The organism is Ruegeria sp. CE8, assembly GCF_056537465.1.
Genome location: NZ_JBQFRP010000001.1, coordinates 266455 through 290844, shown reverse-complemented (window position 1 = coordinate 290844; position 24390 = coordinate 266455). Strand labels below are relative to the sequence as shown.

At 58.5% G+C, this 24390-nt stretch carries 20 protein-coding genes; 9 read left to right on the top strand and 11 right to left on the bottom strand.

The window, feature by feature from the left end; genetic code table 11:
• Positions 1 to 1221 carry an N-acetylmuramoyl-L-alanine amidase gene (locus tag ACR0AA_RS01485; protein WP_480755306.1) on the bottom strand — a complete coding sequence of 407 codons (1221 nt, stop codon included), beginning with the start codon at positions 1219 to 1221 and terminating at the stop codon, positions 1 to 3.
• Between the two features lie 66 nt (positions 1222 to 1287).
• On the bottom strand, positions 1288 to 2451 hold the full coding sequence (locus ACR0AA_RS01480; RefSeq protein ID WP_480755305.1) for a pyridoxal phosphate-dependent aminotransferase: 1164 nt from the start codon (positions 2449 to 2451) through the stop codon (positions 1288 to 1290).
• Between ACR0AA_RS01480 and ACR0AA_RS01475 the strand changes: the two genes are divergently transcribed.
• The 3 genes from ACR0AA_RS01475 to ACR0AA_RS01465 all read left to right on the top strand — a co-directional run bounded on the left by ACR0AA_RS01475 (position 2450) and on the right by ACR0AA_RS01465 (position 5716).
• Positions 2450 to 3832: a M48 family metalloprotease gene (locus ACR0AA_RS01475; RefSeq protein WP_480755304.1), complete on the top strand. Its 1383-nt coding sequence runs from the start codon at positions 2450 to 2452 to the stop codon at positions 3830 to 3832. The two genes, ACR0AA_RS01480 and ACR0AA_RS01475, sit on opposite strands and share 2 nt — an antisense overlap.
• Positions 3829 to 4587, top strand: coding sequence for a DsbA family protein (locus ACR0AA_RS01470; protein ID WP_480660749.1), 759 nt, complete (start codon positions 3829 to 3831; stop codon positions 4585 to 4587). The genes ACR0AA_RS01475 and ACR0AA_RS01470 overlap by 4 nt, the downstream gene beginning before the upstream one ends.
• A 61-nt stretch (positions 4588 to 4648) precedes the next feature.
• Positions 4649 to 5716: an agmatine deiminase family protein gene (locus ACR0AA_RS01465; protein ID WP_480755303.1), complete on the top strand. Its 1068-nt coding sequence runs from the start codon at positions 4649 to 4651 to the stop codon at positions 5714 to 5716.
• A gap of 81 nt (positions 5717 to 5797) precedes the next feature.
• Here the strand turns inward: ACR0AA_RS01465 and ACR0AA_RS01460 are convergent, their stop codons facing one another.
• The 4 genes from ACR0AA_RS01460 to hemA all read right to left on the bottom strand — a co-directional run bounded on the left by ACR0AA_RS01460 (position 5798) and on the right by hemA (position 10513).
• Positions 5798 to 6628, bottom strand: coding sequence for a hypothetical protein (locus ACR0AA_RS01460; protein ID WP_480755302.1), 831 nt, complete (start codon positions 6626 to 6628; stop codon positions 5798 to 5800).
• 125 nt (positions 6629 to 6753) lie between these two features.
• Complete coding sequence (ispG, locus tag ACR0AA_RS01455; RefSeq protein WP_480660755.1) at positions 6754 to 7875, bottom strand: flavodoxin-dependent (E)-4-hydroxy-3-methylbut-2-enyl-diphosphate synthase; 1122 nt, start codon at positions 7873 to 7875, stop codon at positions 6754 to 6756.
• Positions 7876 to 7945: 70 nt separating this feature from the next.
• Positions 7946 to 9160 (bottom strand): helix-turn-helix domain-containing protein, encoded by a 1215-nt coding sequence (locus ACR0AA_RS01450; protein WP_480755301.1) that lies wholly within the window; start codon positions 9158 to 9160, stop codon positions 7946 to 7948.
• 129 nt (positions 9161 to 9289) lie between these two features.
• Positions 9290 to 10513, bottom strand: a complete 1224-nt coding sequence (hemA, locus tag ACR0AA_RS01445) for a 5-aminolevulinate synthase (protein WP_480660759.1) — start codon at positions 10511 to 10513, stop codon at positions 9290 to 9292.
• Positions 10514 to 10848: 335 nt separating this feature from the next.
• Between hemA and ACR0AA_RS01440 the strand changes: the two genes are divergently transcribed.
• The gene (locus ACR0AA_RS01440; protein WP_480755300.1) at positions 10849 to 12234 is read left to right on the top strand and encodes a dipeptidase; all 1386 of its coding nucleotides are present in this window, start codon (positions 10849 to 10851) and stop codon (positions 12232 to 12234) included.
• Positions 12235 to 12365: 131 nt separating this feature from the next.
• Here the strand turns inward: ACR0AA_RS01440 and lpdA are convergent, their stop codons facing one another.
• The gene (gene lpdA, locus ACR0AA_RS01435; RefSeq protein WP_480755299.1) at positions 12366 to 13760 is read right to left on the bottom strand and encodes a dihydrolipoyl dehydrogenase; all 1395 of its coding nucleotides are present in this window, start codon (positions 13758 to 13760) and stop codon (positions 12366 to 12368) included.
• A gap of 216 nt (positions 13761 to 13976) precedes the next feature.
• On the opposite strand from lpdA, the gene ACR0AA_RS01430 reads away from it, so the two are divergent.
• Positions 13977 to 14411, top strand: a complete 435-nt coding sequence (locus ACR0AA_RS01430) for a hypothetical protein (RefSeq protein WP_480660765.1) — start codon at positions 13977 to 13979, stop codon at positions 14409 to 14411.
• Here ACR0AA_RS01430 and ACR0AA_RS01425 read toward each other — a convergent pair.
• The 4 genes from ACR0AA_RS01425 to ACR0AA_RS01410 form a co-directional block, all read right to left on the bottom strand.
• Positions 14408 to 14986: a DUF924 family protein gene (locus ACR0AA_RS01425; RefSeq protein WP_480660767.1), complete on the bottom strand. Its 579-nt coding sequence runs from the start codon at positions 14984 to 14986 to the stop codon at positions 14408 to 14410. The two genes, ACR0AA_RS01430 and ACR0AA_RS01425, sit on opposite strands and share 4 nt — an antisense overlap.
• Positions 14987 to 15095: 109 nt before the next feature.
• On the bottom strand, positions 15096 to 16367 hold the full coding sequence (locus ACR0AA_RS01420) for an MFS transporter (RefSeq protein WP_480660769.1): 1272 nt from the start codon (positions 16365 to 16367) through the stop codon (positions 15096 to 15098).
• 112 nt (positions 16368 to 16479) lie between these two features.
• Positions 16480 to 17526, bottom strand: coding sequence for a tRNA preQ1(34) S-adenosylmethionine ribosyltransferase-isomerase QueA (gene queA, locus ACR0AA_RS01415; protein ID WP_480755409.1), 1047 nt, complete (start codon positions 17524 to 17526; stop codon positions 16480 to 16482).
• Positions 17527 to 17569: 43 nt separating this feature from the next.
• On the bottom strand, positions 17570 to 20956 hold the full coding sequence (locus ACR0AA_RS01410; protein WP_480755298.1) for a YhdP family protein: 3387 nt from the start codon (positions 20954 to 20956) through the stop codon (positions 17570 to 17572).
• A gap of 68 nt (positions 20957 to 21024) precedes the next feature.
• On the opposite strand from ACR0AA_RS01410, the gene ACR0AA_RS01405 reads away from it, so the two are divergent.
• The 4 genes from ACR0AA_RS01405 (at position 21025) to ACR0AA_RS01390 (ending at position 24382) form a co-directional block, all read left to right on the top strand.
• Positions 21025 to 21486 (top strand): peroxiredoxin, encoded by a 462-nt coding sequence (locus tag ACR0AA_RS01405; RefSeq protein WP_480660773.1) that lies wholly within the window; start codon positions 21025 to 21027, stop codon positions 21484 to 21486.
• Positions 21487 to 21571: 85 nt separating this feature from the next.
• Complete coding sequence (locus ACR0AA_RS01400; protein ID WP_480755408.1) at positions 21572 to 22387, top strand: ferritin-like domain-containing protein; 816 nt, start codon at positions 21572 to 21574, stop codon at positions 22385 to 22387.
• Between the two features lie 179 nt (positions 22388 to 22566).
• Positions 22567 to 23892: a DUF5930 domain-containing protein gene (locus ACR0AA_RS01395; RefSeq protein WP_480755297.1), complete on the top strand. Its 1326-nt coding sequence runs from the start codon at positions 22567 to 22569 to the stop codon at positions 23890 to 23892.
• On the top strand, positions 23882 to 24382 hold the full coding sequence (locus ACR0AA_RS01390) for a bactofilin family protein (RefSeq protein ID WP_480660778.1): 501 nt from the start codon (positions 23882 to 23884) through the stop codon (positions 24380 to 24382). The genes ACR0AA_RS01395 and ACR0AA_RS01390 overlap by 11 nt, the downstream gene beginning before the upstream one ends.
• Positions 24383 to 24390 lie beyond the last annotated feature (8 nt).

Sequence of the window (24390 nt, the reverse complement as noted above, 5' to 3'; positions counted from 1 at the left end):
TCACTGTCCAATCAGGGACCGTTTGACAAGATCTTCCTGCCGCCATTTCTTCAGACCATCCACGATACCCCGCGCCATGCCTCTGCGCCATTCCGGGTTTTCGATGTTTTTCAGGTCGCGGGGACTGGATAGAAATCCAAGCTCGACCAGAACCGATGGGATATCCGCCGCCTTTAGAACCGAAAACGAGGCGGTTCGGATCGGTCTGCTGTTCATCGGCCCGCCCTGCTGCGCCATGCCGTCTGCGAGGCTCCGCGCAAGTGCATCGGTGCGGGGCTTGGTTTCCTGACGCGCCATATCCAGCAGCACATCGGCCACCTGATCATCCGCGCCACTCAGATCGATCCCCGAAATCAGGTCGCCCCGGTCGTGACGTTCAGCCAGCTTGTGGCTCGCCACATCCGAGGCGTCATCGGACAGGGTATAAACCGCGGCCCCATGCGCGCGCCCCTCGGACAGGATATCCGCGTGCAACGAAATGAACACGTCTGCACCGGCCCGATGCGCCAGTGCAATGCGCCGTTCAAGCGAGACGAACTGATCATCGACCCGCGTCAACACGACCTCAAACCCTCCGGTGCGCAGCATTTGCTCGCGCAGCTCGCGCGCGAAGGTCAGCATCAAGGTCTTTTCATCGGTTCCCTCGACCTCGGCCCCCGGATCGATACCTCCATGGCCCGGGTCCAGCATGACCCGTAAAGCACCCGAGGCGCTGTCGCGGGGCAAGGCCTGGGTCACTGCCGGTTCGGGTAGGTCCCAGCCCTGTTGACGGGGCGCTCCTGAGCTTGCGGCAAAGATGCCGAAATCTGTTCCCGTCAAGCTCAGCGACAACTGCGCATTTCCGGTCGTCTCATCAATCCGCATCTCGGCGCTGTTGACGGCCAACGGAGCGCCCAGGTCCAGAACCATCCGCGACCATCCCGGTACATAGGCACCGAATTGAACGCCGCTGATGCGGTCGCTCTGCAGGAATGCGTCGCGGTCCAGGCCGGTCCAATCGACCTCCTGAAAATCAAGCACCATCCGGTACGGATCTTGCAGGGTAAACACACGGTATGGCACGCCTTGGCTGAGGCCAAGATCGATCCGCACCCCTGCCCGACCCTCGTCAACAATGCGGCTGTCATCCGGCAGGACGCGCGCAAGCGCGCTGAAGTCATGTGCGACAGCGGCATTTGTCAGCGCCCAGAACAGCGCAATGGCGTAGATGATCCTGCTCATAGCCTCAAGTTTTCCCGAGATCGTTTGTCTGGCACCCTATCGCATCCGGCCCGTGTTGTGAACGGCTCAGGCCTGTTCTGTGATCGCACCACGTTCGGCCATGAACCGGTGAAGGCGTTCCAGACCCTCCTCAATATCGACCGTCGAGCGCGCATACGAGAACCGCAGGGTCGTATGACCTCGCAACGGGTCAAAATCCAGACCCGGCGTGACCGCGACTCCGGCCTTTTCCAGAATTTCAGCCGCAAATGCGTGGCTGTCATCAGTCAGGTCCGAGACGTCTGCGTAGACATAGAACGCCCCGTCAGGCGGCGCGATATTGGTGAACCCGGCCTTGGGCAATCCTTCCAGCATCAATTGGCGGTTGCGGCGGTAGACATCCAGATTTCCCTGCAACTCTTCATCGCAATCCATTGCGGCAAGCGCTGCAACCTGGCTGGCGTGCGGGGCGCAGATGAACATGTTCTGGGCGATCCGTTCAACCACGCGCACCTGATCCTCGGGGACGACCATCCAGCCGACACGCCAACCGGTCATCGAGAAATACTTGGAGAACGAGTTGATCACGTAGCACTCATCCGTCAGCTCCAGCGCGGTGACGGCTTTGGCCTCATATTCCAGACCGTGATAAATCTCGTCGCTAATGAATGACGCGCCCTGCCCGTGCGCAGCCTCGATCAACGCGCCCATTGCCGAGTGATCCAACATGGTGCCGGTGGGATTGGCCGGAGACGCAACCATCAGGCCTTGCAGGTCCAACCCGGCAAAGTCAGCGGCCACGGGTTGCAGCCGGTTCTCGGGTGCTGTCGGCAGGTCTACCGGGACCAGCCCCAGTGCTTTCAGAATCTGCCGATAGGACGGGTAACCGGGCGCGCCGATTCCCACGCGGTCCCCGCTGTCGAACAGCGCGGTAAAAGCCAGCAGAAACCCACCGGACGACCCCGGTGTGATCACCACGCGTTCGGGGTTCAGATCGACATTGTACCACTCGCCATAAAGCCGCGCGATCCGCTTGCGCAAGGCAGGCAGACCCAGAGCAACGGTATAACCCAAAGGGCCTTGCTCCATCTCATGGGCCAACGCCTGAACGGCCCCCTTGGGCGCGCCGGTTCCGGGTTGGCCAACCTCCATATGGATAATGTGACACCCCGCCTCCTCAGCACGGCGCGCGGCCTCCATCACGTCCATCACGATGAAGGGATCGACCCCGGATCGGGTTGAGTTTCTCATGCCCATCTCCCATGTTGCAGCCATGGCTTTTGAACGCGTATCCAGGCTGGCGTCAATCCCGGCCCTGTTGCTGGTGGCAGTAACATGGATGGGCAGCGCGTTTCCGGCCAGCGCCCAGAGCCTGATCCGGGACCCGGATATCGAACATGGGCTGCGCGAATTGGCCTTTCCGATCCTGCGCGCCGCCGGGCTGAACACCAACCGGGTCAGGATTTTGGTCGTCAATGACAGCACGTTCAACGCCTTTGTCATTGATTACAATGCAATTTACGTAAATTACGGGCTGATCCTGACCGTCGAAAGCCCCGAGATGCTGCAGGCCGTGATCGCCCACGAAGCGGCCCATATCGCTAATGGCCATCTGGCCCGTCGGGTCGAGAACCTGCGTGCTGCACAGCGCAATGCGCAATTGGGTACGGCCTTGGCCTTGATCGTGGCCGCTGCAGGGGGTGGCGAGGCTGCGGCCGGTATCGCCGCAGGAACATCAGCCTCGGCGCTGCGGAGTTTTCTGGGACATACGCGGGCGGAAGAGGCCTCGGCAGACCGCAGTTCGGCCAGCTACCTCAGGGCAGCAGGTATCTCGCCCAGCGGTATGGTTGCCCTGCACCAAAAATTTGCGGGTCAGGAATTGCTGAGTACCGCGAACCAGGACCCCTATATGCGGTCCCACCCCACCAGCCGCGAACGTCTGCGCGCAGCTGAGGCGTTTATGGGCGAGTTCAGTGACAATGCGCTTCCGAATCCAAACGCCGATTACTGGTTCGCACGGGTGAAAGGAAAGCTGTCGGCGTTCCTCCGCTCACCAACCTGGACCATGCGCAGGGCCAAAGAAGAAAACGCCGAAGACATTCGGCTGATGCGCCAAGCCGCGGCCTACCACCAGAACCGTGATCTGGCCCGCGCCCGCACGGCAATCGACGGAGCACTGGAAAAACGCCCGGACGATCCGTTCTATTATGAGCTTAAAGGACAGATTTTACTGGAAAATCGTCAATTCACCGAGGCTGTGGATGCCTATGGCCAAGCGGTGGAGATGGCGCCAAATGACGCCCTTATCCTCGCGGGATACGGGCGCGCCCTGCTGGCGCGGGGTCAGACGAAGAACGCCCTGCAAGTTCTTGAAAAAGCACGCGCACGGGATTATCGCAATGCGCGATTGATGCAGGATCTTGGGGTGGCCTACGCCAAGATTGGAAATAACGGCATGGCCTCGGCCGTGACCGCAGAACGTTATGCCCTGCAAGGCCGGTTGGCAGATGCGGGGATTCATGCAAAACGAGCGATTGGGCAATTACCCGAAGGCTCACCGGGTTGGCAAAGGGCACAGGATGTGTTGATTGCCTCGGAACGAGCGAAGAAAAAGAAAAGGAAACGGAAATGATCCTCAGACACGCTGCACCGGCCCTTCTGGGGCTTTCCCTGATATCAGGACCTGTTCAGGCGCTGGACCTGAGCACGATGAGTGACGCCGAAAAAGATCAGTTCGGCGCGCAGGTTCGGGAGTATCTTCTCGAGAACCCCGAAGTCATCATCGAGGCCATCAACATCCTGGAACAGCGCAACGCTGCCGCCGAAGCCCAGGTCGACAAAGAGTTGGTCGCAGCCAATTCCGACGAGCTGTTCAATGACGGCTACAGCTGGGTCGGCGGCAACCCCGATGGCGACATCACTTTGGTCGAATTCATGGATTACCGCTGTGGTTACTGCCGCCGTGCCGTGCCCGAAGTGGCCACCTTGCTGGAAGCGGACGGCAATATCCGTCTTGTAATCAAAGAATTCCCGATTCTGGGTGAGGCCTCGGTCCTGTCTTCACGTTTCGCGGTCGCGACCAAGCATGTGGCGGGCGACGACGCCTATAAGCAGGTGCACGACGCGCTGCTGGAATTCACCGGCGAACCTTCAGAAGTTTCGCTGCGTCGCATTTCCGACGGCCTCGGGCTGGACAGCGATGCAATCATCGCGGCGATGGACAGCGAACAGGTCACGGACGAAATCAACCAGACGCGGGCTCTGGCGCAGCGGATGCAGATTTCGGGAACGCCTTCCTTCGTTCTGGGCACCGAAATGCTGCGTGGCTTCTTGCCTGCCGATCAGATGCAGCAGATCGCCAATGGCGTACGCGCAGAACAAGGCTGACCGATCACGGGGCACCTCAGGCTGGGTTGCCCCAACCACCATTCCTAAAAGGTGATCTTGCATGAACCGACGGGGTGTTTTGCTTTCCGGTGCGGCGTTGGGTGTCATGGGTTTTACTGGTCAGTTATTAGCTCAACCTTCGGGTCTTTTTGTTCCGGCCGAGGAAGCGCGTCACCAGCGGACATTCATGCAGTGGCCGGTCAGCCGACAAGTGTACAACGATGCCCACCTTCTCGACTTGGTGCAGCAGACGATCGCCGACATTGCCAACGCGATTTCGGATTTCGAACCGGTGACCATGCTGGCAGCAGCCGATCACCATGCGGCAGCCCGCAGGAAATTGTCAGCGTCGGTCGAACTTTGGGATGTTCCCACCGAAGACCTCTGGTGCCGGGACGCTGGCCCGGTATTTCTGGTCAATGACAGCGGAGAGATGGCAATCCGCCGGATCCAGTTTAATGGCTGGGGTCGCAAACAGGTGCATAAACACGACGCCCGCATCGCCGCTCGAGTGGCCGAGCGTTTGGGCCTGCCGCTGCTGCCCTCGGGCCTGAACGGCGAAGCCGGCGGTGTTGAGCAGGATGGCCACGGGCTGCTGATGGCCCATGAAAGCTCGTGGGTGAATGACAATCGCAACCCCGGCCAATCCCGCGACGAAATAGAAGCCAAGCTGCTGGCCGCCTATGGTGCAGACCGAATGATCTGGTCAAAGGGGGTCTGGGGCGAAGACATAACTGATTACCATATCGACAGCCTCGCGCGTTTCACCGGTCCGGGCCGTGTACTGGTCAACCTGCCGGACGAACCCGACATGGACGACCCTTTCCACCTTGCGGCACTGGATACATGTGACCGGTTGATTGCAGAAGGCTTGCAGGTTGACGTCATTCCCGAACCCTTTGAACCGCGTGTAAAAGATCTGGAATTCGTGGCATCTTACGCAAACTACTATGTTTGCAACGGCGCCGTTGTGATGGCCCGGTTTGGCGACCAAGAAACCGATGCAATCGCGCGTGATGCTTTGGCCCAGCACTATCCCGGACGCGAAATCGTTTCGCTGAACGTCGACGTTTTGGGAGAGTCTGGCGGCGGAATCCACTGCGCCACGCAACAGATGCCCGCCGTGTAGTTTCCCTGTCTGGGCCGAAAAAATTCGATGAGCCTCGGACGGATTAACTGCCCAGTGTAACTCACACCAAACTCAAGGCTTTTACAGCCCAGACATCTGCTCAGCTCGCGCGACATACTCGTCGTCAGAACGCCCGAAGGTATCATCCACCCACATCCGGAACCCCGCCGTGGGCGATGTCCGGTCGAAACACCGGGTTGAGAACAACCGGGTCCCATTTGCAGTGCGCTCGAACTTCCGGGCCATCCACCCGCTGGCGCCATCCGCTGTCTCTTTGGCACTTAGAGCCTGAAAACGGACACGAACACGCGCGTCAGGCTCGAGCTGTTCAATGGTCTGCATCTCTTCGATCCGTGTCAGGTCATCGACCTGCTCGACTTCTACAAAGCTGACCCCGGGCTCAACCCATTTCATCGAAACCGTCTTTTCGCCGCCATAGGTGTCGAACGTATCGGGTGTCACGACCAGAAACGGCCACAGTTCATCAGGGGCGAGGCGCGTGATTACCTTGCTGTCAAAGGCGCGCCGCCTGGCGGGGAGAAACCGGTCAAGCCAACCGCCACCATAAACAGCAAAAACAAGATACAGGAACATGAGCGTTAGAACCGTCGAGGATGCCTCAAATCCCGAGCCCTCGTACCCTGCCCCGTACAGGCCCATCCAACAAATGAACGGCAGTGAAAAGGCCACGGACTCGGTTGCGGTTCGGACACTTGGAAAAAGGAGCGCGATGGTCATCAAAACCGGCGTCAGGATCAGGGTAAAGGCCACCCCGTAGGCCAGTTGAAACGGAATACCGAACACGATGCGGTCGTCATCCATTCCCGCCACCAAACCGGCAATGAATGTCATCAAAGCGATTATCAAAAATCTGCGACGCTCGCGAAACAGGCGTCGTTTTAGAGAGACCATCAATACCTCCAAACAACATTAGAGTGTTGTGGAGAGAAAATAGGGCGCAAGTTTGACAATCCGCGGCCATATCTGGGATTACCGGATTGAAAGGAAAGCGTTTTTCGAAGGGTGCCTTCAGTCGACTATTCTGCGGCTTCTTGCGCTGCATTCAGTTCGGCGGCCTTTTTCTCGACCTCTTCGACGATGTGTTCAATCATCTGGTCGTTCGACATCTTGTGGCTGGCCTTGCCTGCCAGATAGACCATGCCGGACCCTGCACCGCCGCCGGTGAAGCCAACATCGGTCATCAGCGCTTCACCCGGTCCGTTGACGACGCAACCGATGATTGACAGGCTCATCGGCGTCTTGATGTGTTCCAACCGCTGCTCCAAAGCTTCAACGGTCTTGATCACGTCAAAGCCCTGACGTGCGCAGGATGGGCACGAGATGATGTTCACACCACGATGGCGCAGGCCCAGAGATTTCAAAATCTCATAGCCAACCTTGACCTCTTCGACGGGATCGGCGGACAAGCTGACGCGGATCGTGTCTCCGATGCCCATCCACAACAGATTACCCAGTCCGATAGCGGATTTGATGGTGCCCGAAACTAGCCCCCCTGCCTCGGTGATACCAAGGTGGATCGGCGCATCCGTGGCCTCGGCAATTCCCTGGTAAGCAGCCGCCGACAAGAAGACATCGCTGGCTTTCACGCTGATCTTGAACTCGTGAAAGTCGTTGTCCTGCAGGATTCGGATATGCTCCAACCCGCTTTCGACCATCGCGTCAGGGCAAGGTTCGCCATATTTTTCAAGCAGGTGCTTTTCAAGGCTGCCCGCGTTCACGCCGATACGGATCGAACAATTGTGGTCACGTGCCGCCTTGATGACTTCTTTTACACGTTTCTCGTCGCCGATATTGCCCGGATTGATCCGCAGGCAGGCGGCCCCGGCTTCGGCGGCTTCGATGCCACGGCGGTAATGGAAATGGATATCGGCCACTATGGGAGCCGGGCTTTCGCGCACGATTTCCTTCAGCGCCTTCGACGATGCCTCGTCCGGGACCGATACACGAACGATATCGGCACCAGCCTCCGCCGCGGCCTGAACCTGAGCCACGGTCGCAGCCACATCCGTTGTCAGAGTGTTGGTCATCGTCTGAACCGCAATCGGCGCGTCGCCCCCGACCGGAACATTCCCGACCATGATCTGGCGGGATTTGCGGCGATAGATGTTGCGCCACGGGCGGACGTGATTGAGGGACATGAGGATGGGTCCAAAGCTGCCTGAGTTGGGTCTTAAATAGTTCGCCTACCCGGGCACCGCAATGGTCAGATCACTCGGCCGGTGCTTCTGTGACTTGTGACTGAAGTTCGGCCACCAACTGCTTAAGCGCGCTATTCTGTTCGGCCTCAAGATCAGCGACCTTATAGCGCTCGGCGACAGCGTCCTTGGACAGAACAACGCCCTTGGTCACGGTTCCGGGCTTACCGACCGGTCCGTAGTGCTCTCCGTTCATCGAGAAATAGACGGCACCCGAAGCCCCTGCGCGCAGTTGTGGCGGTTCTTCGGTCAAGGGTATCTCGAACGTATTCCCCTGTTCGACTGTACCCAAGGTGCCCTCGAACAGAACGCTGCCATCCGCGGCACGGATGCGCATCCACGCAGGCCCAACGGCCACGATTTTCAACGAGGTATCAACCTGTTCGACCACTTGCGGCAATGCCGGACGCTCAACCGTGTGAACCTCGGCCACTTCGACCTTGGGCGGTTCTGGTGGGCGGAAAGTACCGACAGTACGCGGATCCAGTGTGGAGATCGGTGCATCGCGTGCCACGAGAACCGGTACGTCCAAGGCCTGCGGGCGATATAGACGGTCCAGAGCTTCGGCATTCGGGGCCGAGGTTTCGGTCGCGTCGACAATCTCGATTACACCACGGGCGGCGTCCAAAGGATCGAGATCGGACAGAACGACGGGGGCTTGTTCGACCGGGCTGACCTGCACTTGCTGGATTTTGTTCAGAACGGCCCAGCCGCCATACCCAATACCGCAGATCACCGCCAGCAAGACCAGCGAAGACCCGATCGCGCGTGGTTCGATCTGGCTGACCAGAGATTCCTTGCCCGGAATATATGGAGTGTTCGGTGAGATGAACGGGTCACGCCCCATCGGACCGCGCGACGGCAAAGCGCCGGAAGGTTTGCGCACAACCGATGCTTCGGCCGACATGCCATGGGCAACTTCGAACCCGCTTTCTGCGCAGAACGCGGCGAAAGTTTCGTCCGGGTTCATACCCAGATACCGGGCATAAGACCGTACATACCCGGCGATAAAGCCGGGTGTGTCGAACGCATCGGGATCAGCGTCTTCAATGGCAGCTATGTAGTTGGCTTTGATCCTCAGTTCGCGCTGAACATCCAGAAGAGACTTGCCCATGGTCGCGCGTTCGCCGCGCATCCTGTCGCCAAGCCGCACTTCGTAGTCGTCATAGCCTTTAGGCCGGACGTCCGTTTTATCTTTGGAATCGCGCTGTGATCTGCGCCCAATCATTCCTGCTGCCCCATTCTGCCTTATGCGCCTTACACGCTAACGACGAATCACTCCCATAACGATTCGTGCGTTTGTTTTGTTAGCGTAAGCTTAACACGCGACAAATGCATTGCACACTTTGGCGTGAGGTTAGCCGGCAAGTTCGGCGCGATTTAGCGCACAATGTGACCAAAGTTCGTCCATAGCCTGGATCAAACGGTTCATCTCACCCGGTCCGTGGACCGGTGACGGTGTAAACCGCAGGCGCTCTGTTCCGCGCGGAACTGTCGGGAAGTTGATCGGCTGGACGTAGATTCCGTGGTCATCCAGCAGCCTGTCGCTGAGGATTTTGGTATGCACCGGATTGCCGACAATTACCGGCACAATATGGCTGCCGTGGTCGATCAAGGGCAGGCCCATGCCTTTCAGACGCAGCTTGAGAACCTTGGCTTGGGTCTGGTGCTGATCCCGCAGTTCCTGCGCGCCCTTGAGGTAAGCAACCGACGCTGCAGCACCGGCCGCAACCGAAGGCGGCAAAGACGTCGTGAAGATGAACCCGGGCGCGTAAGAGCGTACGGCATCACACATTTTCTCACTGGCGGCGATATAGCCACCCATCACGCCATAGGCTTTGGCGAGTGTGCCATTGATGATGTCGATGCGATGGGCCAGACGATCACGTTCGGTTACACCACCGCCCCGCGGGCCGTACATGCCAACCGCGTGCACTTCGTCAATATAGGTCAGCGCGCCGAATTCGTCGGCGAGGTCACAAATCTCTTCAATCGGGCCGAAATCGCCGTCCATCGAGTAAACCGATTCAAACGCGATCAGCTTGGGCACGTTCGGATCGTCGGCCTCAAGAAGCTCGCGCAGATGGGCGACGTCGTTGTGGCGGAAGATGCGCTTGGCGCCGCCGTTGCGGCGCACACCTTCGATCATCGAGGCATGGTTCAGCGCATCAGAATAAATGATCAGCCCGGGGAACAGCTTGGGCAGAGTGCTGAGCGTCGCGTCATTGGCGATATAGGCGCTGGTAAACAGCAAGGCAGATTCTTTGCCGTGCAGATCGGCAAGCTCAGCCTCAAGACGTTTGTGGTAAACCGTGGTGCCCGAAATGTTGCGCGTGCCACCCGAACCTGCACCGGCGGCTTCAATCGCCTCGTGCATGGCGTTCAGAACAACCGGATGTTGCCCCATCCCCAGATAGTCGTTGCCACACCACACGGTGATGTTCTGCTGCGACCCGTCCGGGCGCGTGCGAACTGCGTGCGGGAAGTGACCATTCCGGCGTTCGATATCGATGAAAGTTCTGTAACGTCCTTCATCATGCAGCCTGGCAATCGCAGAATCGAGCTGAGCAGTATAGTCCACCGGTTTCTCCTTCTGTGCCCGGCATTGACCTGCTGGTTGCCGAACCCTGTATTCCCCCAGATGACAAAGCACACTGTCCCTGCGGTTTTGCTTCCCCTTGACTACCCTGCCTATCGGCATTGTTGGAGTCGCAACTTTGATTTGCATCAATTATCTCTGATCATGCCCTCGGACAAGCAAAGTTACGGCCATCAGACGCGAGGAAACGACGCAGGCCATCCCCACAGCATACATCCCGTTTCCGATAGTATACGCCAATTCCCACCGATACGCACTGGACGGCGCCTCCGGTGCTGATAGGTTCCGCATCAGTTCAATACAATCAGGAGAAGCCCATGTCGCTTGACGCTGTTCTGAGCAGGATCGACTCCGATCTGCCCACGTCCATTGACCGTTTGATGGAATTTCTGCGCATCCCGTCGATCTCGACCGACCCCGCTTACAATGAGCAGGTCGACCAAGCCGCGGACTGGCTTGTCGCTGACCTGCAAAGCATTGGCATCGCAGCCGAAAAACGCGAAACTCCGGGCCACCCCATGGTTGTAGGTCATGTGGGCGAAGATAGCGACGGACCCCATGTCTTGTTCTACGGTCACTACGATGTCCAACCCGTCGATCCGCTGGAGCTTTGGAACCGCGACCCGTTTGATCCGGCGCTGGAAGACACCGAAAACGGACAGGTGATCCGTGGTCGCGGTTCGTCGGATGACAAAGGCCAGTTGATGACCTTCGTCGAGGCCTGCCGCGCATGGAAGGCGATCCACGGTACCCTGCCCTGCCGCATCACATTCTTCTTCGAAGGCGAAGAAGAATCCGGCTCGCCGTCGCTGGTTCCCTTCCTCGAAGCCAACAAGGACGAGTTGAAGGCTGATCTGGCGTTGGTCTGCGATACCTCGATGGTTTCGCGCGGCGTGCCCTCAATTGCATCTCAGTTGCGCGGTATGCTCAAGGATGAGTTCACCATCATCGGCCCTCGCATCGACTTGCACTCCGGTCACTATGGCGGCCCGGGTCTGAACCCGTTGCGCGAATTGTCCAAAATCGTTGCCTCTTTCTATGACGACGAAATTGGGCGCGTGGCCGTTGAAGGGTTCTACGAAGGCGTACACGAAGTGCCCGCAGAGCAGCTCCGCCAATGGGAAAACTGTGGCTTCAACGAGGCTGAGTACCTGAATTCGGTCGGATATTCCCAGCCGCACGGCGAAAAGGGATACTCCACTCTGGAACAGCAATGGGCGCGACCGACGCTGGAAGTGAACGGTTTGTGGGGCGGTTACAATGGCGCAGGCTCGAAAACCGTGATCCCGTCCGAAGCCCATTGCAAGATCACCTGCCGTCTGGTCGGCGACATGGACCCCGACTCCCTGCGCACCAAAATCCGCAAACATGTCGAAGACCGCCTGTCACCTGACGCGAAGGTTGTGTGGGATAACGATCTTGAAGGCGCCCCTGCGTCGGTCATGAACCTGGACCGTCCAGAGTTCGAAGCCGCACGCGGCGCACTCTCGGATGAATGGGACCGTGAGGCTGTCTTCACCGGTATGGGCGGCTCGATCCCTGTCGTCGGCTACTTCGACAGCGTTCTGGGGCTGGATTCCATGCTGGTTGGTTACGCCAATGACGACGACGCCATCCACTCGCCGAACGAAAAGTATGATGTCAAAAGCTTCCACAAGGGCATCCGCTCTTGGGCGCGCATTCTGGAAGCTTTGAATAAGTAAAAGCACTTTGCGAGGCTCTGCCTCGCGCACCGAGGTATTTGAGGCCAGATGAAGTAAGGATCCCTCGCTTGATCTGGCTGAAAATACCTCGGGGGAGTCGCCGAAGGCGGCGGGGGCAGAGCCCCCTTCCCTTACATGTGGATCACACGACCGTAGGCGTCCAGCACACTTTCGTGCATCATCTCTGACAGAGTCGGATGCGGGAAGACTGTGTTCATCAGGTCTTCTTCCGTGGTTTCCAGCTGCCGGCCGACCACATAACCCTGAATCAATTCAGTTACCTCTGCGCCGATCATATGCGCGCCCAGCAACTCGCCGGTTTTTGCATCAAAGACCGTTTTGATCAGGCCCTCTGGCTCACCCAATGCGATGGCTTTGCCATTGCCGATGAAAGGGAACCGGCCGACCTTGATGTCGTAGCCCAGTTCCTTGGCCTTCGCCTCGGAATAGCCGACCGACGCAACTTGCGGCTGGCAATAGGTGCAGCCAGCGATGCTTTCAGGTTTTACCGGATGGGCGTGCTTGCCCGCGATCAATTCAGCGACCATAACTCCTTCGTGGCTGGCCTTGTGTGCCAACCAGGGTGCGCCGGCGATGTCGCCGATAGCGTACAAACCGTCAACGCCGGTGCGGCAGAACTCATCTGTCACTACATGGGTACGATCGATTTTGACGCCCAGAGCTTCGAGACCGAGGTTTTCGACATTCCCCACAATTCCGACGGCCGAAATCACGGTATCAAAATCGTGCTTCTCAACTTTGCCACCCGCTTCGATATGTGCGGTGACTTTGCCTTTGCCACGGTCCAACTGTTTGACCATCGCCTTTTCCATGATGGTCATGCCCTGCTTGGTGAAGGCTTTCTTGGCCAAGGCACTGATCTCAGCATCTTCAACCGGCAATACGCGATCCATCACCTCGACGACCGTCGTGTCTGCGCCCAATGTGTTGTAGAAGCTGGCAAATTCGATGCCGATCGCACCAGACCCAATAACCAGCAGCTTTTTGGGCATCCGAGGGGGTTGCAGCGCGTGCTTGTAGGTCCAGACCAGATCGCCATCGGCCTCAAGCCCCGGCAGTTCGCGCGCGCGCGCGCCTGTGGCAAGAACGATGTTCTTGGCCGTTAGTTCCTCGGTGCCCTTGTCGGTCTTGACGGTGACCTTACCCTTGGAAGGGATCGTGGCCTCGCCCATAACCACAATCACTTTGTTCTTTTTTAACAGGTGGCCGATGCCCCCAGAAAGTTGCGCCGCCACACCACGCGAGCGTTTTACGACCGCGTTCAGATCGTAGCCAACTTTGTCGGCACTCAGCCCGAAATCCTTGGCGCGCTCCATCAAGTGGAACACTTCGGACGAACGCAACAGGGCCTTTGTCGGGATACATCCCCAGTTCAGGCAGATGCCGCCCAGATGCTCACGCTCGACCACGGCCGTTTTCAGGCCCAGTTGGGCTGCGCGAATTGCAGCCACATAGCCGCCTGGACCGGCGCCGATTACGATCAGATCAAAAGATTGTGCTGCCATGTTTCCCTCTCGGCGCAGGTCGATTCAGAAATTAGTTTACCATTAAACTAATTTCTCGAACGCATCAATATATTGCTCCCGCGACAAAAGAGACGCCGGGTAAACTAGCGCAGATTGCGCTGAATTCAGCCTATACCGCGCGTGGTCGAATGGCTAGAACATAGGTACCGGCCCTGCCCGGACATTGCGAAACCCAAGTTATTCGAAAGGCTTACCATGGGCAAAACGCTCAAAGATCTGTTGCTCGCTCTATTGAACGCCACACTCATACTGGTCGCGCTGTGCCTGTTTTTGGGGTGGAAATTGGCATCTACAGTCGACGACATCACGGGTACATTCGCCGAAAAGGTTCAGATCGTTGCGCCTTTGAAAGAAGAAGTTCAGGGGGTCAGAGGCGAACTGACAGCTCTGCGTAGCGACCTGGCTTCCATTCAACTTGGGGAAACCGTCGCCAACAGCGCCACCGCCCAAAAGATTTCAGAGAGTTTGGCAAAACTGGACGGGCTGGAAGAAAAACTACAGGCGACGCAGGCGCGTATCGCAGATATTACGGAAACTCCGGACCAATTGGTAAACATCGCCATAGAGAACTCGGCCGACGTCATCGCCGACCGGATCATTGCAATCCGAGGCTGTGAGCCGGCGTCTTAGCCGGCTGCCTGCAGTTCGCGTACCGTCGATCCATATCCACCCATGTCGACATAGGCGGCCTCGTGCTCGGTCATCGGCCGTGACAATGCATCGTTGCGATACGGGAACCGACCGAATTTGCGGATCACCTCGCGATGCGCACGTGCGTGCAACAGGTTGCCGTCGTCGCTGTTGGTCATGTTCTGACACATCAGGCGCACACAGCGTTCCTGGTCACACAGGTTTTCCGAATGCATCATCGGCAGATAGAAGAACTGCCGGGCCGGTTCATCGATCTTGAGATCCCAACCCTTGTCCACAGCACATTTTGCCGCCGACAATGCCGCACGATCCGATGCAAAAGCCTTTGCGCTTCCGCGGAACATGTTGCGTGGGAACTGATCCATCAGGATGATGTACGCCAAAGCACCACTTGGGTATGTCAGCCACAGGGAAAATCTGCCTTCAATTGCAGCCTCCCAAGTGGTCAAGAACCTCTCGCGGATCTCTGTGTCCAATGCGTCGTCCTGTAAATACCAACCCTTCGGACCGACTTCATCTAACCAATAACTCAATACTTCTTCAGGACTTGCCATGCCCTTAACTCCGTCGTGTTTCCCACCCCAGGGACGTAGGGTCATTTAAGAACGTTTTACAGAGTTGTTACAGTAAAATATTGCAACACTTGCGACATAAACTTGTGTCTTAGGCAACATCTTGCGTCTCCTGCTCAGCTTCGGCGGCTTCGATGGCCACTTCTTGCGCAACTTCAACTGCAACCGGTGACGCTGTTGGATAGACCGGAGACATGGTTCCCGTTTCGTCGACCGGGATCGCCGCACGCTGTGTCGTACGGTACAGAGCGTACACCGCCATCGTGGCCAGCAGCGCCGCAATGAACAGGAAAAAGCCGGGCGGGCCAAACACCGCGTCGCCCATGAGCCAACCGGTAATCAGCGGGCCTGCGATCGCACCCAGACCATTGATAAACAGCAGCCCGCCCGAGGCGGCAGCCATGTCCTCATGATCCAGAAAGTCGTTCGCGTGGGCGATCAGCAAGGAATAAAGCGGGTTCGACATTCCGCCGATCACAAAGGCCGACACCAGCAGTAGCGGGAATGTCACGCCGAATACCATGCCCACTAAGGCCGCGCACGTCCCGACGCCGGCGACCAGCATGATCAGGAAACGGCGATCCATGCGGTCCGACATCCAGCCCAGCGGGTATTGCAGCACTAAAGCACCGACATAGAAAGCTGCAATGAAAGTCGAAATCTCGACCAGCGTCAGGCCCGCACGGGCACCATAGACCGACGCCATGCCGAACTGAGCCGAGAAAACGCCCCCCAGAAGGAACATGCCGACGCAACCCAGCGGCGAATACCCGAACAGCTCGCGCAGGGTCATCGGTTTCGTGGTGTCGAACGCTGGCGTGGGCGAGATGGACAAAAGGATTGGAGCAAAAGACACTGAAACCAAAATGGATGCGATGACAAAGGTATCGAAACCGGCTGGGTCGCCTAACAATACCAGCCCTTGGGCGCTGATGATGCCCATCATCTGGAAGATCATGTAAAGTGACAGCGCCTGACCGCGGTTTTCGTTGCTGGCGGCGTTATTCAGCCAGCTTTCCGCAGTCACATAAACACCGGAGAAGCAAAAGCCGATGACGACTCGACCCAGAATCCATACGATTGGGTCCGTCATCAGGGGGTAGAGGATCATGACGGCAGAAATGAATGATGCCAGCGCCGCAAAGACCCGCACATGTCCGACGCGCCGGATCATTTCTGGCGCAAGGCGCGATCCGCCCAAAAATCCCATAAAATAGGCCGACATCACAAAGGACATTTGCAGCGTCGAAAAACCCTCGATCTCGCCACGGACACCCAGAACCGTTCCTTGCAGGCCATTCCCGACCATCAACAGGCCCATACCAAGCAAAAGCGCCCACGCGCTGGAAAGGACCTGAATCATTTGGGCCTCCGAAAAGTTTCGACCTAGACTATGACGCCGTCCTGCAATCAAAAACGGCTTTGATCATGCTTGTCTACGACATTGGAAAGATTCGATCCCGACAACACGGCCTTTACGGGATCAAAAGCGACGCATCCCCGTAAGAGAAGAACCGGTATTTCTGTTCAATGGCGTGCGCATAGACCTGACGCATCCGCTCCTTCCCCATCAGGGCCGAGACCAGCATCAGCAAGGTAGATTTCGGCAGGTGGAAATTGGTCATCAGCGCATCGGTCACGTGGAACTGAAAGCCAGGGTAGATGAAGATATCGGTGTCCCCCTCCCACGGTTCGATCTCACCGGAGCGTGCCGCGCTTTCAATCAGTCGCAGGGCTGTAGTGCCCACGGGGATGATCCGTCCACCGGCGGCTTTGGTCGCGCGAATCTCCTGAACGGCGGCGGCGCTGACCCGTCCCCATTCAGCGTGCATTTTGTGCGTGGTCACGTCCTCGACCTTGACCGGTAAGAATGTGCCGGCGCCCACGTGTAGCGTGACGTGGCTGATTTCGACGCCGTGCGCGCCCAGCGCCTGCATCAGTGTTTCATCAAAGTGAAGAGAAGCCGTCGGTGCCGCAACCGCACCCGAGTTCCGCGCCCAGATCGTCTGATAATCCGTTTTGTCCTGTTCGTCTGCCGGACGTTTGGCCGCGATATACGGCGGCAGAGGCATTGCCCCGGCCTGTTCCAGGGCGGAGTCAAAGTCGTCGCCGGACAGATTGAACTTCAAATAGGCCTGCCCATCTTCGACGCGTTCCAGCGACGCGCTGAGTTGATCCGAAAACTGAATGTCCTCACCCAACTTCACCTTTTTCAGCGGCTTAATCAGCGCTGCCCATGTGCCGTCGGCTTGCGGGTCCAGCAATGTCGCCTCGATGGCCGCAGAAACCGGACCCTGCGCGCTGTCCCGGTGACGCCGACCGTTCAGGCGTGCAGGGATGACGCGCGTGTCGTTCAGCACCAGACGGTCGCCGGGCCGCAGCCAGTCGGGCAAATCAAACACATGCGCATCCGAGATCCCCTCGCCCTCGGCCACCAGTAGGCGCGCGGACGAGCGCGGGCTGGCGGGGCGTGTGGCGATCAGGTCTTCGGGCAGATGGAAATCAAAGTCGCTGAGTTTCATGGCCGCGCCATACAAGGCCGTACCGGATTCAGCAACAGCCCATTCAATGGTCTTTGGGGGGAGAGCCAAAGGTCTTTTTCGGCTCATCCGGTTTTGTCGGCTGCGCGTTTGGTCCGTCCGACACCGTTGGCGCCGGCGCACGCATCAGGTTTCGCAGGAACAGTGGCGCAAGTCCCGAAAGCGGGTTTACTGACACCTTCGGCTTTGTCAGCGGCCCAGTCAGGCTGTAGTTAAAGCCGATGACACCTTCACCCTTTCGGGTGAAAACACTCCCGATCGCATTCACCAAGTAGATCGGAGAGATCGCACCGCGCAAGTTCAGCATCCCTGCGACCGTATCTATCGTTCCGTCGAAGGACAGCCCCATGGACGGACCGACGGCGCTGCCGCTGAGAACCTTGATTTCGGTCGGCGTGATCCGCATACGGCTTTCGATCGCCGAGAAAAAGATCCCCTGCCCGGTCAATTCATCCAGCAAACCAACTACGCTGATGGCATCAAGCAGTGCGGCCATCGCGGGGGCATCGGTAATGCGAGTGTTCACGATTTTCAGTATCACGTCGTAGTTTCCCGGCGCGTTCACCGGCTCGAGCTGCATATCCAGCCCTCCACCACGAGCCTGCGTGATCACGCCGGCCGACCGCAATACGGCACCCGCATCATTCGACTTTATGTCGACCGCGCTGCGCCCGCCGCGCGGTGACACCTGACCGCTGACCGAAGCACCACCATTCACCTTCGCCGAGAACGTTCCGTTGACGCCCCCGGTGGTTTGGAAAACACCTCTGAACCCGGTGAGAGACACATCTTCGGTCACTTGAAGCCGATCCAGCAGGACATCGATCCTTGGACCAGGGCCAGACGCGCCACCTCCGCCACCCCCTGACCCGAAGGTTGCGCGACCCAGATTCATCACACCGCCCTGCACGACAATATTGGGAACAGGGCCACCGGTGTTGATCAGTTCTGCCGGAACCGCGAGCCAGCTGCCCAGTTCGAATGAGCTGAACCGCATCCGGTCGAACTGGCCGCCGTCTTTGAACGAGATTGTCGCCGTGCTGCGCAGACCGGCAACGTTCAGCGTAAGGTTATCTACTCTTGGCTGCTTGCCCAGCGTCGCGTCCAAGGACATCGTACCTGTCGCGCCTGTCCCCTTTCGCCAACCAAGCTCCGGGATTGCAAGACCAACACCGGCCAGATTCGACGTCGCAGTCAGTTTGATTGGTTCGTCCGCACCAATACCCACAGTGATGTCCGCCTTGCCCTTTCCGGTCAGCATGCCCGAGGGCAACGGCACCTTCAGTTCGGCCATCAACAGCGGTGACAGCTCGATCTGACCGGTCAGCGCACTACGTTGCGGCCCGGTGCCGCCAATCGGCTGACGCCACGCCGCCTGTATCGGAACCTGCCCAAACAGCCCATAGCCATCGATTTCCACCTCGGTTTGATTTCCGGACAGGTTGAGCTGATCCGCGCTGACCGAATAACCGGGAACCAGCTTGTCACTTTGGACATCATCGATATCGCCGGTGTAGTGGAACTCGGTATCCTCGAATTTCAGGCCTTTTTTCAAAGGCAGAGACAAGGTGCCGGAAAGGCTTACTTCACCTGACGCCAGATCAACCGGCAAATTGGCCTTGGTCATCAGACTTAGAGGCGGCCGGTCCAGCAATGACAATGCCGCCTCCACGTTGCCGCGCGCCTTGATCCGGGCCACTGCGGGCGTTGCCCCCTTGGCGGTCGTGTCGGGAATAATGAACGAGGTTCCGGACGCATCCACCTGACCACCTTGATCGGCAATTACGACGCCGCTTTCCGCAGTGACGGTGAAACGGTCTTTCAGCAGGCTCAGACGCCCCTGCGTGTTTTCAATCGGTGGCAGGGTTTTGGCAAATCTGATCTCGGCCTGCTCGAACCCGAGACCAAGATAGACATCCGGCTTGCTACCGGGTCTTACCCGGAGCGCGAATTCGACATCCGAAAACTGGCCTTTGAACAGGTTTTCGGCCACCCATTTCCTCGGGTTCGGTGCCAGCTGCTCGGGCCAATACCTCAGCAGGTTTTCAGACCCCATTTTGTCCAGTTGTGCATCCAGTTCCGCCACCCAACCGTCGGGCTGGCCGATCAGCTTGCCCGTGGCGTGAAGTTCATGATGGGCGTCCTTGATGGTCATCTGCCCCAGCCGCACCTCAAACGGCGCAAGCTTCATCTGGAAATCCAGATCCGCCCGCGCCGTTTCAAGCGATTCCGGGAACAGGCCGCCCGGATAGATATCGATACTGTTAAGCGTCAGTTGAGCTGTCAGGCTTTCCAGAACACCATTCTCAATTCCATTCAGAAACGCTTTGCCCTCAGCCTGTACCGCGCCAAGGTCAGAGACGACCGACGCCTCATTAAAGTCCAGAACCTGCCGCGCAGGATCATAGGTGAAATAGGCCCTAGCCGAGTCAAAGCGAATGGGCCGCGTTTCCGGAGTGGGTTGCACCACGCCCTCACCCAGGTTCAGCGTCGCAAAAAGCGGACCCAGCGCGGCCTGACCATCGACACTGCCCCGCAGCGCGCCTGAAATCGGCGCATTGAGCACCTGCAGCCAGGACAGCGCCAGACTTTGACCCGCGATATCCTCGGATGGCAAATCAGTGATCGAAACGCCAAACGTGGCCTGAGGGGTACCAAGCACGCTGGTATAGTTTGCCTCAATCGTGCTGGCATAGTCGCGCCCGGTCAGAACCGAGAACCCGGTTGCGAGACGCATTTCATAATCCTCTCGAGTGATCGAGATGTGCCCGCCGTCAAACACCCAGGCCCGCCCCAGCCGCAGGTCCTGATAATCCAGTGTCAGGGACTCCAGTTCGACGGACCGCAACCCCGACAGGATTGGCGACAGGAACACATCGTCGGATTCCTCGATAAGCTGGGCCAGCGTCGGCGCCTTTTGAACCGGAGTGCTTCCCGACCCCACGGTCAGCGACAGCGCACCGTCCTCTCCTCTGGTCAGTGCAATTTGCGCGCCAAGTAAAACAATCCGCCGGGGCCGAATCTGGCCGCGCAACAGGCCGCGCATCGACAACCGGGTCCTCAGCTCGGATACCTGAGCGATCTGTCGACCAGCGGCATCGCTGATCGTCACGTCCGTCAGCCGGATTCGCGGGCGCCAATTCTCGTTGACGATAAAACTGGCGTCCCCAAACGTGAACTTCAGGCCCCCAAGGCTCTGCTCAAGGCGTGCTTCGACTCTTTCCCGCACCCATTCGGGCGCATGCAACTGCTTGCCGATCAGAAAAAACCAACCTGCACCGGCCAGAAGACACAAAAACAAAGTGGCTACGATGGCCCAGCGCGCGGCGATACGGCGGCGCGACCGCCGGCGCACAGGCTTTTGTGGCCGGTCGGCACTTGTGTTTTCGTGCTGAACCAAATTTTTATCCACGTCTTTCAACCCGCTCGCGTCGCCCTATTATGCCGGGCAGCACTTAAAAACCTTTAGCGGAGTTTCCAATGCCCGACGTTACAGACATCGCCCCTGATTTCACATTACCCCGCGACGGAGGCGGCGAGGTGACCCTTTCGGACCTGCGCGGCGGCACCGTCGTGCTGTTTTTCTATCCCCGCGATGATACGCCGGGCTGCACCAAGGAATCCATCGGTTTCTCGGAACAACTTCAGGAGTTTGCCAATGCGGGCGCTCAAGTTTTCGGCATCTCGCGGGACAGCGTCGCCAAGCACGACAAATTTGTCGCCAAACACAACCTGACCACGCCGCTGCTGTCAGACGAAGGATCGACTGTCTGCGAGGATTACGGCGTCTGGGTTGAAAAGAACATGTACGGCAAGAAATCGATGGGCATTCAGCGCTCGACCTTCCTGATCGACGCCGAAGGCAAGATCGCCAAGGTCTGGCGCAAGGTCAAAGTCCCCGGCCATGTGGATGAGGTGCTTGAGGCCGTGCGCGCCCTGTAACGCTCTCGACCACGGTCGCCATCCGGTTTATGAGCCGCCAACCCAGATCAGCGGAGACAACACGGTGTCCAAAACACTGACTCAGATGGCGACCGAGGTCCTGACAACGGCGGATGGCCGCGAGAAGACCACCCTGTCCAAGCGGTACGCCGCCGAGTGGTTCGCATCGCGAAAAGGCGACGCGCCTGCGATTGAGGTCGGAACAGCAGCACCGCCCCTGAACCCGGCGCGCCCGGACAAGCCGGAACTGCTGTCACCTCGCGACGTCCCAAAGCGCCGTCCGGGGACCGAGGCAGGCCGCATCGCCCTGCTTCACGCAGTTGCGCATATCGAACTGAACGCTGTGGACCTGCATTGGGACATCATCGCGCGTTTTGGCCACGTGCCCATGCCGATCGGTTTCTACGACGACTGGGTTAAATGTGCCGAAGAGGAATCGCGCCATTTCGAGATGGTCTGCGATTGTCTGCAACAGATGGGCAGTCACTACGGCGCACTGCCAGCGCATGCCGGAATGTGGCGCGCAGCCGAGGACACGGCTGAGGACTTGATGGGCCGACTGGCCGTTGTCCCGATGGTGCTTGAGGCGCGCGGTCTGGACGTGACACCCGGCATGATCGACATCTTCCGCAAGGCCAAAGCGGAACAGGCGATTGCCGCGCTTGAAGTCATTTATGCCGAAGAAGTCGGCCATGTGGCCTATGGGTCAAAATGGTTCCATTTTTTGTGCGGGCGCGAAAACGCCGATCCCAAAGACGTGTTTCACGAACTGGTGCGACGCTACTTCCACGGCGTGCTCAAGCCCCCCTTCAATGAGGAAAAGCGCGCCGAAGCCGGGCTGCCGCCGGATTTCTATTGGCCTCTTACCGAAAATCTGCCTCCGCCCGGACAAGCGCAATAGTCCTGCGCAAGTTGACGTAATCGGCAATTTCCCGCCTAGAATTGGCGGTAAAATCCACTAACGCAGGGTCGGCTGGTTAACAAACTTGCCCAAAGCCCCCTCTCCATCTATGCACTTCGCCCAAGGGACGGCTATCACTCACGACCGGCCCGATCTTTGGGGATGGAGAGGTAAGACGCGTGAGAACACGTCTGGCAATCAAACTACACTCACTGCTCGAGCGGCATTTTCCTGAACGCCGTGTATTTCTGAAATCGGACAACGATACGCGATTCATCCGGCTCAGCTCGGAAACGCAGATTGTTGCTGTTGCCGGTGTCGGGCTGTTTGTCGCCTGGACGGCTGTTGCAACGGCGATCCTTTTGATGGACAGCATCGGGTCTGGCAACTTCCGGGAACAGGCAAAGCGCGATCAGGCGACTTATCAGGAACGCCTGAACATCATGTCCGCCGAACGCGATGCGCGCGCGCAAGAGGCCCTTGCCGCGCAGGACCGGTTCAATGCGGCACTGGATCAGATCTCGGCCATGCAGTCGGAATTGCTGGCCTCGGAAAACCGTCGCCGTGAGCTTGAGACCGGCATCGAGGTCATCCAGACGACCCTGCGCGCCACAATGAAACAGCGCGAAGAAGCCCGCACTGAGGTGGCCAAGCTGCAGCAGGAAGCCGGCGAAGGCGACATCTACATGGCCGCCGTTGCCAACCCCGAACAGATGAACTTCATGACCGAGGCCTTGTCCCGTACCGCTGAGGAACGGGACAAGATCGCGGCAAATGCCAAGGACGCGCTAGAACAGCGCGACGATCTTGAGCTGGAAATCCAGCTGATGCAGGAACGAAGCGACGAGATCTTCCGCCAGCTTGAAGAAGCTATGGTGATCTCGGTCGAACCGCTGGACAAGATGTTCCGTCAGGCCGGTATGCCCACCGACCGCATCATCGAAGAAGTCCGCCGCGGTTACAGCGGCATGGGCGGCCCCCTAACCCCTATCTCTTTTAGCACGCGCGGTGAGGAACTGACCCCCGACGAGATCCGCGCGAATACTCTGCTGCAGCAAATGGATCAGCTGAATCTGTATCGCATCGCAGCCGAGAAAGCGCCGTTTGCAAGCCCCGTCAACGCCGTCGTACGTTTCACGAGCGGTTACGGGACTCGCCGCGACCCCAAGACCGGTGGTCGCCGCATGCACAACGGCGCTGATTTCGCCGGTGCCCACGGCACCGACATTTTTGCCACCGCCGACGGCGTGGTCAGCCACGCCGGCTGGCAGTCCGGATTCGGACGGCTGGTAAAAATCAAGCATGCGTTCGGAATTGAGACACTTTATGCCCATAACACGAAGATACGTGTGAAGGTTGGTCAAAGGGTCTCGCGCGGGGATCATATTGCTGATATGGGTAGCACCGGACGGTCGACCGGCACGCATTTGCACTATGAAGTTCGCGTGAACGGAAAACCTGTTAACCCAATGACTTACATCAAGGCTGCGAGAAATGTTTTCTAAGAGCAAAATCAACGAGCCCGCGTCCACTGCCCCCGAGGCGGCAAAACCCGCTGCACCGGCGACTCCGGCGACCCCTGCACCGGCAGAAAACAAGGCCAGCACCGCGCCCAAGCCCAAGCCACCGGCATCGGTTCTGTCCTCGGACCTGCACATCACGGGCAACCTGAAGACATCGGGCGACATCCAGGTTGAAGGCACAGTCGAAGGCGACATCCGTGCACATCTGCTGACTATTGGCGAAACCGCTACCATCAAGGGCGAAGTCACCGCCGATGACGTCGTGATCAACGGCCGTATCGTTGGCCGCGTACGTGGTCTGAAAGTCCGTCTGACCTCGACCGCACGCGTCGAAGGCGACATCATCCACAAGACCATCGCGATCGAAAGCGGCGCGCATTTCGAAGGTTCGGTTCAGCGTCAGGACGACCCCCTGAACCCGGGCCGCAGCGGCAAGTCGGGCGCGAACCCGGCAGCCGAGGTCAAGCAGTAACGCTGACA